12 protein-coding genes are annotated in these 12,873 nt (G+C 69.3%); 2 read left to right on the top strand and 10 right to left on the bottom strand.

Annotation, left to right across the window (positions count from 1 at the left end):
* The first annotated feature begins 17 nt into the window (after positions 1–17).
* Positions 18–338, top strand: coding sequence for a hypothetical protein (locus tag A5648_RS22355; protein ID WP_082947012.1), 321 nt, complete (start codon positions 18–20; stop codon positions 336–338).
* 31 nt (positions 339–369) lie between these two features.
* The gene (gene gabT / locus A5648_RS03355) at positions 370–1,710 is read left to right on the top strand and encodes a 4-aminobutyrate--2-oxoglutarate transaminase (RefSeq protein WP_109470668.1); all 1,341 of its coding nucleotides are present in this window, start codon (positions 370–372) and stop codon (positions 1,708–1,710) included.
* Positions 1,711–1,713: 3 nt separating this feature from the next.
* On the opposite strand, the gene ruvB is transcribed toward gabT, so the two are convergent.
* From ruvB to A5648_RS03305, 10 genes are all read right to left on the bottom strand, one after another.
* Positions 1,714–2,766 carry a Holliday junction branch migration DNA helicase RuvB gene (ruvB, locus tag A5648_RS03350; protein WP_065023187.1) on the bottom strand — a complete coding sequence of 351 codons (1,053 nt, stop codon included), beginning with the start codon at positions 2,764–2,766 and terminating at the stop codon, positions 1,714–1,716.
* Positions 2,763–3,353 (bottom strand): Holliday junction branch migration protein RuvA, encoded by a 591-nt coding sequence (ruvA, locus tag A5648_RS03345; protein WP_065023186.1) that lies wholly within the window; start codon positions 3,351–3,353, stop codon positions 2,763–2,765. Before ruvA ends, ruvB begins: the two co-directional genes overlap by 4 nt.
* Entirely contained in the window at positions 3,350–3,907 is a 558-nt protein-coding gene (ruvC, locus tag A5648_RS03340; protein ID WP_065023185.1) for a crossover junction endodeoxyribonuclease RuvC, read from the bottom strand. Before ruvC ends, ruvA begins: the two co-directional genes overlap by 4 nt.
* Before the next feature lie 81 nt (positions 3,908–3,988).
* On the bottom strand, positions 3,989–4,744 hold the full coding sequence (locus A5648_RS03335) for a YebC/PmpR family DNA-binding transcriptional regulator (protein WP_064853591.1): 756 nt from the start codon (positions 4,742–4,744) through the stop codon (positions 3,989–3,991).
* Positions 4,745–4,786: 42 nt separating this feature from the next.
* Complete coding sequence (gene car, locus A5648_RS03330; RefSeq protein WP_065023184.1) at positions 4,787–8,335, bottom strand: carboxylic acid reductase; 3,549 nt, start codon at positions 8,333–8,335, stop codon at positions 4,787–4,789.
* Between the two features lie 54 nt (positions 8,336–8,389).
* Positions 8,390–8,986 carry a pyridoxal 5'-phosphate synthase glutaminase subunit PdxT gene (pdxT, locus tag A5648_RS03325; RefSeq protein WP_065023183.1) on the bottom strand — a complete coding sequence of 199 codons (597 nt, stop codon included), beginning with the start codon at positions 8,984–8,986 and terminating at the stop codon, positions 8,390–8,392.
* Positions 8,983–9,828 carry an acyl-CoA thioesterase II gene (tesB, locus tag A5648_RS03320; protein ID WP_065023182.1) on the bottom strand — a complete coding sequence of 282 codons (846 nt, stop codon included), beginning with the start codon at positions 9,826–9,828 and terminating at the stop codon, positions 8,983–8,985. Before tesB ends, pdxT begins: the two co-directional genes overlap by 4 nt.
* Positions 9,829–9,883: 55 nt before the next feature.
* Positions 9,884–10,741: an aldo/keto reductase gene (locus tag A5648_RS03315; RefSeq protein WP_065023181.1), complete on the bottom strand. Its 858-nt coding sequence runs from the start codon at positions 10,739–10,741 to the stop codon at positions 9,884–9,886.
* A 65-nt stretch (positions 10,742–10,806) separates the two neighbouring features.
* Positions 10,807–11,727 (bottom strand): pyridoxal 5'-phosphate synthase lyase subunit PdxS, encoded by a 921-nt coding sequence (gene pdxS / locus A5648_RS03310; protein ID WP_065023180.1) that lies wholly within the window; start codon positions 11,725–11,727, stop codon positions 10,807–10,809.
* Between the two features lie 110 nt (positions 11,728–11,837).
* Positions 11,838–12,860, bottom strand: a complete 1,023-nt coding sequence (locus A5648_RS03305; protein ID WP_065023179.1) for an alcohol dehydrogenase catalytic domain-containing protein — start codon at positions 12,858–12,860, stop codon at positions 11,838–11,840.
* Positions 12,861–12,873 lie beyond the last annotated feature (13 nt).

The raw sequence follows: 12,873 nt of genomic DNA, 5'->3' as shown, positions 1-12,873 counted from the left end.
TGAGGGAAGGTTGGCCGATGAGAAGCTTTGCGTGCGGTCTGGCTACCGCGGTGGCGTTAGCGGCGGCTCCCCTGGCGCTAGGAGCGATCGCAGCGCCCGCCATCGGCTCGGCGGCACCACTGGACTGCCCGGGCGGTCAGTACTGGGAGCCCAGCACCAACACCTGCATGCCCCTCGGTCAGGGCCCGACACCGCTGGACTGCCCCGGCGGCCAGTATTGGGAGCCCAGCACCAACACCTGCATGCCTCTCGGTCAGGGCCCGACACCGCTGGACTGCCCGGCCGGGGAGTGGTGGAACCCCTTCGGCAACGCCTGCCGCCCGCTCGGCCAAGTCTGAACCGCGGCCGCTGAGGAGACCCGCCATGTCTGTGCCGCCGCTGCCGCAGAGCCGTCACCTGGCCACCGAGATCCCGGGCCCCGGCTCGGTGCGGATGGCCGGGCGCCGCGCGGCGGCCGTGGCACGCGGGGTGGCCAGCACGTTGCCGGTCTACGCGGCGCGCGCCGCAGGGGGCATCGTCGAGGACGTCGACGGCAACCGGCTGATCGATCTGGGCTCGGGTATCGCGGTGACGACCGTCGGCAATGCCGCACCGCGCGTGGTGGACGGGGTACGCCAGCAGGTCGGCGAGTTCACCCACACCTGCTTCATGGTGACGCCCTACGAGGGGTATGTGGCCGTCGCCGAAGCACTCAACCGGCTCACCCCGGGCAGGTTCGAGAAGCGCTCGGTGCTGCTGAACTCCGGCGCGGAAGCTTTGGAGAACGCCGTCAAGATCGCTCGGTCCTACACCCGTAAGTCCGCGGTGGTGGCGTTCGACCACGGCTACCACGGCCGGACCAACCTGACCATGGCGCTGACGGCCAAGTCGATGCCCTACAAGAGCGGCTTCGGGCCGTTCGCACCCGACGTCTACCGCGCACCGACGTCCTACCCCTACCGGGACGGCCTGATCGACAAGGAGCTGGGCAGCGACGGCGAGCGGGCCGCCGAGCGCACCATCGGTGTCCTGGAGAACCAGATCGGCGCCCACAACCTGGCCGCGCTGGTCATCGAACCGATCCAGGGCGAGGGCGGATTCATCGTTCCGGCACCGGGTTTCCTGCCCGCGGTGCTGGCCTGGTGCCGCGACAACGACGTGGTGTTCATCGCCGACGAGGTGCAGACCGGCTTCGCGCGCACCGGCGCGATGTTCGCCTGCGAGCACGAACCCATCGAGCCCGACCTGATCTGCACCGCCAAGGGCATCGGCGGGGGGCTCCCGCTGTCGGCGGTCACCGGCCGCGCCGAGATCATGGACGCCCCCCAGGTCAGCGGCCTGGGCGGGACGTTCGGGGGCAACCCGGTGGCATGCGCGGCGGCACTGGGGGCGCTGGCTACCGTCGAGGCCGACGACCTGGTCGGGCGGGCCCGGCAGATCGAGCGGGTGGTCTTCGAGCGCCTGGGCCGGCTGCAGGCTGATGACGACCGCATCGGCGACGTCCGCGGCCGCGGCGCCATGATCGCCGTCGAGTTGGTGCGGTCCGGCAGCGCCGAACCGGATCCGGCGCTGACCCAAGCGCTGGCGGCGGCGTGTCATCGGGCCGGCGTGATCGTGTTGACCTGCGGCACGTTCGGCAACGTGTTGCGCCTGTTGCCGCCGTTGACCATCACTGACGAGTTGCTCACCGAGGGCTTGGACGTGCTGGCCGGCGAACTCGCCAAGCTGTAGGGCCTACTCGAACAGCCCTTGTTGCCCCAGTCCCGCCGCGCCGGCCGGCGGCACCATGCCCAGGTGCGTCCAGGCCGCCGGGGTCGCGACGCGGCCCCGCGGGGTGCGGGCAACCATCCCGGCGCGCACCAGGAACGGCTCGCAGACCTCCTCGACGGTGGCCGCCTCCTCCCCCACCGCCACCGCCAGGGTGGAAACGCCGACCGGCCCGCCGCCGAAACTTCGGGTCAACGCCGACAGCACCGCCCGGTCGAGGCGGTCCAGACCCAGCTCGTCGACGTCGTAAACGGCCAAGGCGGCCTTGGCCACGTCGCGGGTGATCACCCCGTCGGCGCGCACCTCGGCGTAGTCGCGTACCCGGCGCAGCAATCGGTTGGCGATCCGCGGGGTGCCACGGGATCGGCGTGCGACCTCGGCGGCCGCTTCGGCCCCGAGCTCGACGCCCAGGATCGCCGCCGAGCGCGTCAGCACCCGCTGCAGTTCGGCCGGCTCGTAGAAATCCATGTGCGCGGTGAAGCCGAACCGGTCCCGCAGCGGGCCGGTCAGCGCGCCGGAGCGAGTGGTCGCCCCGACCAGGGTGAACGGTGCCACTTCCAGCGGAATCGATGTCGCCCCTGGACCTTTGCCGACCACGACGTCGACCCGGAAGTCCTCCATGGCCAGGTACAGCATCTCTTCGGCGGGCCGGGCGATGCGGTGGATCTCGTCGATGAACAGCACATCGTGCTCGACCAGATTCGACAGCATCGCCGCGAGATCTCCGGCCCGTTCCAGCGCGGGCCCCGAGGTCACCCGCAAGGAGCTGCCCAGTTCGCTGGCGATGATCATCGCCAGCGACGTCTTGCCCAGGCCGGGCGGGCCGGACAGCAGGATGTGATCCGGTGTACCGCCGCGGTTCTTGGCGCCCTCGATCACCAGCTGCAACTGCTCGCGCACCCGGGGCTGGCCGATGAACTCCGCCAGGCTGCGTGGGCGCAGGCCGGCGTCGATATCGCCCTCACCGACCGTCAGCGCCGGGGACACCTCGCGGGCATCTGCGTCGTCGGGTTCGCTCACTTGGTCTTTCCCAGCCGGCTCAGCGCGGTCCGCAGTACGTCAGAGGTGTTGGCGTCGGGATCCTCGGCGAGCACCTTGTCGGTGGCCTCCTCGGCCTGCTTGGCGGCAAAACCAAGGCCGACAAGGGCTTCGATGACCGGGGCGCGCACGGCATGACCGTTGAAGACGGCACCCTCTGCTGCTGCCACCGGCCCGATCTTGTCGCGCAGTTCCAGCACCAGGCGCTCGGCCCCACGCTTACCGATGCCGGGCACCCGGGTCAGCGCCGTGACGTCGGAGTCGGCCAGCACCCGGCGCAGCGCGGCCGCGTCATAGACCGCCAGCGCGGCCAGTGCGATCTTGGGCCCGATTCCCGACACCCCGATCAACGTCAGGAACAGATCACGCGCGTCGGCGTCGGGGAAGCCGTACAGCGTCATGGAATCCTCACGCACGATCATCGCGGTGATCAACCGCGATTCGCTGCCGCGGCGCACCGTCGACAGCGTCGCCGGGGTGGCCATCACTTTGTAGCCGACCCCGGCCGCCTCGACCACCACATGATCGAGTGCGATGTCGATGACCTCACCGCGCACCGAAGAGATCATGCCCGCGCCGCCTTGAGTTTGGCGGTGTAGCGGCGCCGCGCTTCGGCGGCCAGCGCCTCGGCGGCCGCCATCCGGGCGATCATCGGGGCGCGCCAGCAGTGACAGATCGCCAGCGCCAGCGCGTCCGCCGCGTCGGCGGGCGTCGGCTTCTGCTGCAGCCCAAGGATTCTGGTGACCATCGCGGTGACCTGCGCCTTGTCGGCCGTGCCGTTGCCGGTCACCGCGGCCTTGACCTCACTGGGCGTGTGGAAATGCACATCGATGCCGCGGCGGGCGGCAGCCAGCGCGATCACCCCACCGGCCTGGGCGGTGCCCATCACGGTGGAGACGTTCTGCTGGGAGAACACCCGCTCGACGGCGACGACGTCGGGGCGGTGGGTATCGAGCCAGTGCTCGGCGGTGTCACTGATCGTCAGCAACCGCTGCGGCAGGGGCTGATCGGCCGGCGTGCGGACCACGTCGACGTCCAAGGCGGTCACCTGGCGCCCCCGGCCGCCCTCGACCACCGACAACCCGCAGCGGGTCAGCCCGGGGTCGACACCCATCACCCGCACCGCACGCTCCCTACCGTAGTGAACATCTGTTCGAACAGTAGCGGTTGGGACCGACACCGCGCGGTAGGACACGCGGGGGCGCTACTCGGCTTCGAGCGCTGCCAGCACCTCGTCGGACAGATCGACGTTGGTCCAGACGTTCTGTACGTCATCGCTGTCTTCGAGCGCCTCGACCAGCTTGAACACCTTGCGTGCGCCCTCGACGTCCACCGGGACGCTGACCGACGGCTGGAAGCTGGCCTCGGCCGAGTCGTAGTCGATGCCGGCGTCAACCAGAGCGGTACGCACCGCCACCAGGTCGCCCGGCTCGGAGATCACCTCGAAGCTCTCCCCCAGGTCGTTGACGTCCTCGGCGCCGGCATCCAGCACCGCCACCAGCACGTCGTCCTCGGTCAGCCCGTTCTTGTCCAGGGTGACCGTCCCCTTGCGGCTGAACAGGTAGGCGACCGAGCCCGGGTCGGCCATCTGGCCACCGTTGCGGGTCATCGCCACCCGCACCTCGCTGGCAGCGCGGTTGCGGTTGTCGGTCAGGCACTCGATGAGCACCGCCACCCCGTTGGGCCCATAGCCCTCATAGGTGATGGTCTGGTAGTCCGCGCCACCGGCTTCCTCACCGGCGCCACGCTTGCGGGCCCGCTCGATGTTGTCGTTGGGCACCGAGTTCTTCTTGGCCTTCTGGATGGCGTCGTACAACGTGGGGTTGCCCGACGGGTCGCCGCCGCCAACCCGGGCCGCGACCTCGATGTTCTTGATCAACCGGGCGAAGTTCTTGCCGCGGCGGGCGTCGATGACGGCCTTCTTGTGCTTGGTGGTGGCCCACTTGGAATGGCCGCTCATGCACTACCTCGTTTTCTCGCTCGCAAAGTCAGCCTGACGAGTCTACGCGGCGTGCACACCCAGCAGGCCGAGGTGGCGCAGGTCGGCGACGTACTTGAGGATCAGCGCCTCGCTGAGGTGCGGCACGTCGCTGCCCTCGCCGATTTCGGCCCGTTGCACCGCGGCGCGGAACTTCTCGGTGGGCGCATGGCGGCCCGACGCCGGTGCCGGGCGGGCATAAGCGTCCAGCAGCGGCAACACCGAGTTCTTGCGCTCGTCCTCGGGCAGCGCCTGCATCGCGGCTTGAAAGCGGGCCAGCCAATCGGAGTAGTCGTCGATCCGCTCGATGCGCTGGCCGTCATCGATCAGCCAGTCGACGAACGTGTCCAGGGAGATGCCGTCGTCGTAGGTGTTGAGCACGTTGTAGGTGTGAAACCCGACGGTGCTGCGCTCACCGAGGGTGGTGATCGCCTCGGCGGTGAAATCAGCGGGCAGCCCGTCGTAGTGGGCGCGCTGCCGGTTGCCGGCAGCATCGAGTTGATAGAACGAGCGCGGCGCGATCCCGGTGGCCAGCAGGCTCAAGATCAGCCGGGTGAACATGTCGGTGACGTTGAGCTGCCCGGAAAAATGGCTGTGCGCCAGGATCATGTCCGAACGGAACACCGCCACCGGAAGCCCGGCCAGCTCATGCCCCTCGGCCAGCAGCACCTCCCCGGCCCATTTGCTGGTGGCATAGCCCCCGGCGTAGGAGCTGTGCAGCGACCGCGACGCACTGGCCTGCCGCACGTCGACGTCCTCACCGACGAAACCGCCGTCGGGCAGCGCGGTCACCGCGACCGTGGACAGGTAGGTGACCGGCTTGAGGCGGGTGCTCAGGGCCAGTTTGATGATCTCGCCGGTGCCCACCGCGTTGGGGCCGAACAGCTGGCTGTACGGCAGAACGTGGTTGACCATCGCCGCGGCGTGCACGATCTGATCCACCGAACCGGCCAGCCGGGTCCAGGTGGCGGTGTCCAGCCCCAGATTCTCCGCGGCCAGATCCCCGGCCAGCACCTCCAGGTGCTGATCGGCCAGCGCGGCGAAGTGGGCGCACAGCTCGTCGTCGCCGGTGTCGATGGCCGCCTCGATGCGTTGCCGGGCTGCGTCCGGGTCGGCGCCGCGGACAATGCAGATCAGCTTGCCGTTGCGCGGCGCCAGCCGTTGCAGCCACTCCAGGCACAAGAATCGACCGAGGTAGCCGTTGGCGCCGGTGAGCAGGACGGTGTTGGCCGCACCGGTCGGCGCGGCCAGTCCGGGCGCGGCGGCCAGCGTGCCGGCGTCGATGAACTTGTCCAACCTCAAGTCGGTCGCCCGGGCCACGGTGGCGCCGCGCCCGTGCACCGAGGCGAACGTCGGACGGGTGCCGTGTCTCGAATCACGTTCGCCGTCAATGTAACCGGCGATGTTGGCCAGCGTCGCGGTGGGGCTGACGATGGTCTGCACCGGCACGTCGATGGCGAAGATCCCCTCCAGCAGGGTGGCGAAGGAAAACGCCGAAAGTGAATCACCACCCAGGTCAATGAATTTCGCGCCTGCTTCGAACGCCGCGTCGTCGGCGGACAGACCAAGGGTGGCCGCCGCGGCGCGCCGCACCGTGTCGATCGTCGGCCGCTGGCCCGCCTCGGCCCGCAGCCGGTCGAGCTGGTCGTCCTGGCCGGCCGCGAGCTGGTCGTAGCGGGCTTTGAGCTGCTCGCCGTAGCGTGCGGTCAGCGCCGGTCGCAGCAGCTTGCCGACCCCGGACAGCAGTCCGTTGTCGCGGGTGAACGGACTCGTTTCGAGCAGGAAATCCCGTGGAATCTCATAGGCGTTCAGCGTGGCGTCGGCGGCGATCTGTTGCAGCGACTGCGCGATCAGCGCGTGCGCGTCAGCCGCACCGACGGCGTCGGTGTTGGGCACGATCACCGCGAGCAGAAACGGCTGCTCGCTGGAGCCGTAGAGGAAGATCTGCCGGATATAGGGGCTGGTGGAATAGGTGGCTTCCAGTTTGGACACCGCCACGAACTCGCCCTGCGAGAGCTTGATGACGTTGTTGGCGCGGTCCAGATACACCAGGTGATCGGGCCCGATCTCGGCCATGATGTCGCCGGTCTTGTAGTAGCCGTCGTCGTCGAAGATCTGTGCGGTCAGTTCGGGATGGCGGTAATAGCCCGGAATCAGCAGTTCCGACTTGAGGTAGAGCTCGCCGCGCGGATTCGGCTGGTCGGTGGTGAAGTACTGCAGCTCGGGGACGTCGACCAGCTTGTAGTCGGTCACCGGCGGACGTTTGACGATCCCGTTGCGCATGATGCCGCCGCCGGTCTCGGTGGAACCGTAACCGTCGCTGACGGCGATGTCGAGCATGGATTCCATGAAGGCGTGCACGGTTTTCGACAGCGGCGCGCTGCCGCACATCGCCGAGATCACCCGCCCACCCAGAAACTCTTCGCGCAGTTCGGTTTTCACCTCGGCGTCCACCTCGCCGGCGCTGCGTCCATCGGTGGGCCGCTGGTCGAGTTCCTTGCGGTAGCGCCGGTAGATCATGTCGCACACCCGCGGAACGAGATTGAGCCCGGTGGGCCGTACCAGCGCGATGTCGTCGAACAGGGTGGACATGTCACTCTTGGCGGCGAAATAGCCGGTGCCGCCGGCGGCCAGGGTGGCGATCAGCCATTCCAGACCGAACACGTGCGACAGCGGCATGTACTGCAGGTGGATCGCCGGGATCGGCTGGCCCACATCCACCGACGGGCCGCGGGGCCGCTGCCAGATGCGGGTCATCATGTCGGTGGTGTACATGGCGCCCTTGGGGGTGCCGGTACTGCCCGAGGTGTAGATCAGGGTGGCCAGCGGATTGTCCTCGCCGGCCGGGACGAACGCCGGAGCCCGCGGCAGGGCGCTGCCGGTCTCCAGGTCGTTGAGCAACGGCACCACGTCCAGGGCCCGCCCGGCGGCGACCAGACGGGCGATACCGGCCTGGTAGCGCTCTCGCTGGTCGTCATCGGCGACGTTGTAGTCGAACACCACCAGCCGTTGGATCGACTGTGACCCGAGCGCCACGTCGACCGCGGTGTCCAGCGATTCGATGCTGGTGGCGAAGATGTGCGGCTCGGTCTCGGCGACGATGGGCGCCAGCTGGGCGGCGGTCGAGCTGGTTTGCAGCGGCACGAACACCGCGCCTGAGCGCGCGCAGGCCAGCGTGATCACCGCGTAGCCGATGCTGGTGAAGCCGAGCACCGCCACCCGCTCGCCTTGGCCGAATCCGGGTACCACCGACTGCCAGGCCGTGGCCAGACCGGCGACCCGGTCGCCGAGCTGCCGGTAGGTGATGGTGTCGAAGCCGGCCAGCAGCGTGGTGGTGTTGCGGCCGGTGGCCTCGTCGCGGGTGACTTCGCGGGCCCGCTGGCCCAGCGCCGGGCGGTCGGCGTAGCCACCCAGGTAGGTGTCGATGACCTCCCAGAGCCGTAGTCCAGACCGGTGAGCGGCGTCGGTGATCTCCGGCGAGGGCGCTGCGGCCCGAAACTGCGGATCGGTCCGGTTGAGCGTGTCGATGCGGTGCGACAGGCGCTGTTGGCGGTCGGCGGCTCCGGCGGTCATGGCGGGCGAGATACCCGCTCGCGAGCGCGCAGAAACGGCCTGCCGGCCAGGCACTCAGCGGTGTTCGTTGACGATGTCGAGGAACAACCGGTGGATGCGGCGATCGCCGGTCACTTCGGGGTGAAACGAGGTGGCCAGCACCCCGCCGTGGCGCACCGCGACCGGGTGCCCAGCGGCCTCCGCGAGCACCTGAACGCCGGGCCCGACCCGCTCCACCCAGGGTGCCCGGATGAATACCGCATGCACCGGATCGTCCAAGCCGGCGAACGCCACGTCGCCCTCGAAGGAATCAACCTGCCGGCCGAAAGCGTTGCGCCGCACCGTCATATCGACTCCGCCCAGCGGGATTGCGGCGCGCCCCTCGGCGCCGGCGTCGACGATCTCGGTCGCCAGCAGAATCATGCCCGCGCAGGACCCGTAGGCCGGCATCCCGGCGGCCAGGCGGGCCCGCAGCGGATCGGTCAGCTCCAGCTCGCGCAGCAAGTGGCTCATCGTGGTCGACTCCCCACCGGGAATCAGCAGGGCGTCGACGGCGTCGAGTTCCGCCCGACGGCGCACCGGCACCGGGTCGGCGCCGACGGCACGCAGTGCCCCAAGGTGCTCGCGGACGTCGCCCTGCAAGGCGAGCACGCCGATGCGCGGGCTGCTCACTGGCCGGTCGGGTGGTACCCGGACGGGTAGCGGGTCAGCCCCTCTTGCATGACGGCGGCCACCATGTCGCCGGATCGGTTGTAGATCTTGCCCTGGGTCAGCGCCCGGCCGGCCCCCGCAGACGGCGAGGACTGGTCATAGAGCAGCCATTCGTCGGCCCGGAAGGGGCGCATGAACCACATCGCATGGTCGAGCGAGGCCACCTGCAGCAGGTCGCGTTCGCCTGGGTGAATCGACCAGGAGGTGCCCAACAAAGTCAGGTCGCTCATGTAGGCCAGCGCGCAGATGTGCAGCACCGGGTCGTCGGGCAACCGGTCGCGGTGGCGGAACCACACCTGCTGCTCGGCCACCTTCCCCGGAATGTGCGGCAACGCCTCGCGCGGCACCTTGCGCAGGTCCCACTCGGCGAAGGCCTTGAAGCCCGCGTCGTCGAACGCCTTCATGCTGGCGATGTCGGGCAGATCCTTGGGGTCGGGCGCGTCGGGCATCACATCCTGGTGCCCGATGCCGCGTTGCTCGGTCTGGAACGACGCCGACATGTTGAAGATGGTCTCGCCGTGCTGCACCGCGTTGACCCGCCGGGTACAGAACGAACCGCCGTCGCGCACCCGCTCGACGATGAATACCGTGGGCGCCCGGGCATCGCCGGGCCGCAGGAAGTAGCCGTGCAGCGAGTGGACCCGGAAGCGCGGGTCCACGGTGCGCACCGCCGACACCAGTGCCTGACCGGCGACATGCCCGCCGAAGGTGCGCTGATGGTCAGCGGAGAGCGGGCTGAACACACTCCCGCGGTAGATGTTGACCTCGAGTTGTTCGAGATCGAGGATCTCTTCGATCGCCACGAAACGTTCTTACCAGCCGCGCCGCGCCCGCCGGCGCGGCGGGCGGTCTCCCGGGCTACTTCCCGGCGAAGACCGGGAAGACGCTGTGCTCGCCGTAGTCGCGTGCGCGCAGATCCCGCAGTACGGCCATGTCATCGTCGGAGATGACGAAATCCACCTCGGCGTTGGAGCGCATGTGCTCGGGGTTGGCCGTCTTCGGCAGCGACACGGCGCCCAGCTGCAAGGTGTAGCGGATGCACAGCTGCGGAACGCTCACGCGGTACTTCTCGGCAATCGCCGCGACATCCGGATTCTTCAGCATCTCCCCGTGCGCGATCGGCGAGTACGCCTCGACGAGGATGCCCTTGCCTTCGCAGTAGGCGATGAGCTCGGACGGGGTGTTTCCGACGTGGGCGAGCAGCTGGTTCACGTGCGGAACCACGGTGCAGCTGCCGAGGATGTTCTCCAGATCGGACTGCAGGAAGTTCGACACCCCGATCGAGCGGAGCCGGCCCGCGGTATGAGCCTCCTCGAGGGCCCGCCAGGCCGCGCGGTTGCCCTCGGCGTAATCGCCACCGCGGAAGTCGTTCCAGGGCTGCGGGCTGTGGATGAGCATCAGGTCGACGTAGTCCAGGCCCAGCTTCACCAGCGAACCGTCGATCGCTGCCACGGCCTCGTCGTAGTCCTTGATCTCCGCGGCGAGCTTCGTCGAGACGAACAGCTCCGCACGGGCGATGCCGGCGGTGCGCACGCCCTCCCCCACGCCGCGCTCGTTGCCGTAGGCCTGCGCGGTGTCGATGTTTCGGTACCCGATCTCCACGGCGTCCCGGACCGCCTGCGCGGCACGGTCGTCGTCGATGAACCAGGTGCCCAGGCCCAGCTTGGGGATCGTGACGCCGTTGGACAGCGTGTAGGACTCGGTCAGGATCGTCATGCGTTGTCCCCCTTCTTGTTCAGCGTGCTCCTCGATGACGTCGAGGGCCGCGGGGACACCGCCTGTTACCAGCCGCGCTCGGCCAGCCGGTGCGGCGCTGCGATGTCCTCCACGTTGATGCCGACCATCGCCTCGCCCAGCCCGCGCGACACCCGGGCCAGCACGTCGGGGTCGTCGTAGAAGGTGGTGGCTTTGACGATGGCCGCCGCGCGCGCCGCCGGATCACCGGACTTGAAGATGCCGGAGCCGACGAACACGCCCTCGGCTCCGAGCTGCATCATCATCGCCGCGTCGGCGGGCGTGGCGATGCCCCCGGCGGTGAACAGCGTCACCGGCAGCTTGCCGGCCTTGGCGACCTCGGCGACCAGTTCGTAGGGTGCCTGCAGTTCCTTTGCGGCGACGAATAGTTCGTCTTCCGACAGCGATGTCAGCCGGCGGATCTCGCCGCCGATGGCACGCATGTGGGTGGTGGCGTTGGAGACGTCCCCGGTTCCGGCCTCACCCTTGGAGCGGATCATCGCCGCACCCTCGGTGATGCGGCGCAGCGCCTCGCCCAGGTTGGTCGCCCCGCACACGAACGGCACGGTGAACTGCCACTTGTCGATGTGGTGGCTGTAGTCGGCCGGGGTGAGCACCTCCGACTCGTCGACGTAGTCCACCCCGAGGCTCTGCAGGATCTGCGCTTCGACGAAGTGCCCGATGCGTGCCTTGGCCATCACCGGGATGGTGACTGCGGCGATGATGCTCTCGATCATGTCCGGGTCGCTCATCCGCGACACCCCGCCTTGGGCACGGATGTCGGCGGGCACTCGCTCCAGCGCCATCACCGCGACGGCGCCGGCCCCCTCGGCGATGCGGGCCTGCTCCGGGGTGACGACGTCCATGATGACGCCGCCCTTGAGCATCTCGGCCATGCCGCGCTTGACCCGCGCCGTCCCGGTCTGCCCGCCGGCTGCCGCCGAGCCGTTCTGCGCCGCGCTGTCCACTGAATGCTTCTCCTCGCTCGTGATATCCGATCAAGTGTAGTGGGCGCCCGCCAGCCGATTTTCGCCCTCGCTGGTCCAGCGCCGTGAAAACGGGGCTCGCCGGAGAAAGATCACATGGTCAGCACCATGCGGTAGTGAGCCCGGCCGTCTGCCATGGCGGCGTAGGCCTCCGCGGCCTGAGCCAGCGGCCGTTCTTCGATACGGGCCCGCACCCCGGACAGCACCGCGAAAGCCATGGTCTCCTCGACGTCGCGGGCGGTGCCTGACGGGTGACCGACGATGCTGAGTCCCGGCCCGATCAACTGCACCGGGGCGATCGGGAGCGGTTCGGCGCTGACCCCGATGATGACGAGCTCCCCGCGCGGCTGCAGCCCGCCGAGGGTGGCGGCCATCGCCGCCGAGTTGGCCGCGGTGGCCAGCACCACCGCCGCACCCCCGAGCGTCTGCATCGCCTGGCTGACATCCCCGGCGGTCGAGTCGATGTAGTGCTGGGCGCCGAGATCCCGGGCGTCGTCGGCGCGGGCGGCTCCGCGCGCGATCGCGATCGTCTCGAATCCCATCGCGGCGGCGAACTGCACGCCCAGGTGGCCCAGACCGCCCAGACCCAGCACCGCGACCCGGTCCCCCGGCTGCGCCTGCGTCGACCGCAGCGCGTGGTACGTGGTCACCCCGGCACACCCCATCGGCGCCGCCTCGGCGAAGGACAGCTCAGCGGGGATCCGCGCCAGTGCGTTGGCCGGGACGGTCACCGACTCGGCGTATCCGCCCGGGTAATGCCAGCTGGGCACCTGCCCGTTGGCGCAGTGGATGAAATCGCCTTTGCGACAAGGGATACAGCGGTTGCAGTGACCGCCGAACCAGCCCACCGCGACCCGGTCGCCCACCTCCCAGCCCGCCACGCCCGCACCGACTTCGGCGATGGTGCCGGCGATTTCGTGCCCGGGGGTCAACGGCCAGCTCAGGCCGGGAAACCCGCCGTTGACGATGCCCTGATCGGTACCGCAGACACCGCAGGCAGCGACGGCGATCCGGACCTGATCGGGCCCCGGTGCGGGAGTCTCGACGTCGACCAGGGTCAGTGGCGCGCCAACGGACGGTACCTGAACGGCGCGATGGGATGCCTTGGGATTCACCTGTCCAGGCTAG

The sequence above is a fragment of the Mycolicibacter sinensis genome, from assembly GCF_001673565.1.
In the GTDB taxonomy this organism is placed as follows: Bacteria; Actinomycetota; Actinomycetes; order Mycobacteriales; family Mycobacteriaceae; genus Mycobacterium; species Mycobacterium sinense_C.
Note: the sequence above shows the minus strand (reverse complement) of the source record. Positions and strands in the feature narration are given on the sequence as shown.

Bases quoted from the DNA above. Each gene is read 5' to 3' on its own strand.
- A5648_RS03335 (WP_064853591.1), bottom strand. From the start codon at position 4,744: ATGAGCGGCCATTCCAAGTGGGCCACCACCAAGCACAAGAAGGCCGTC.
- A5648_RS03315 (WP_065023181.1), bottom strand. From the start codon at position 10,741: ATGACGATCCTGACCGAGTCCTACACGCTGTCCAACGGCGTCACGATC.
- car (WP_065023184.1), bottom strand. From the start codon at position 8,335: ATGACCGCCGGAGCCGCCGACCGCCAACAGCGCCTGTCGCACCGCATC.
- A5648_RS22355 (WP_082947012.1), top strand. From the start codon at position 18: ATGAGAAGCTTTGCGTGCGGTCTGGCTACCGCGGTGGCGTTAGCGGCG.
- ruvA (WP_065023186.1), bottom strand. From the start codon at position 3,353: ATGATCTCTTCGGTGCGCGGTGAGGTCATCGACATCGCACTCGATCAT.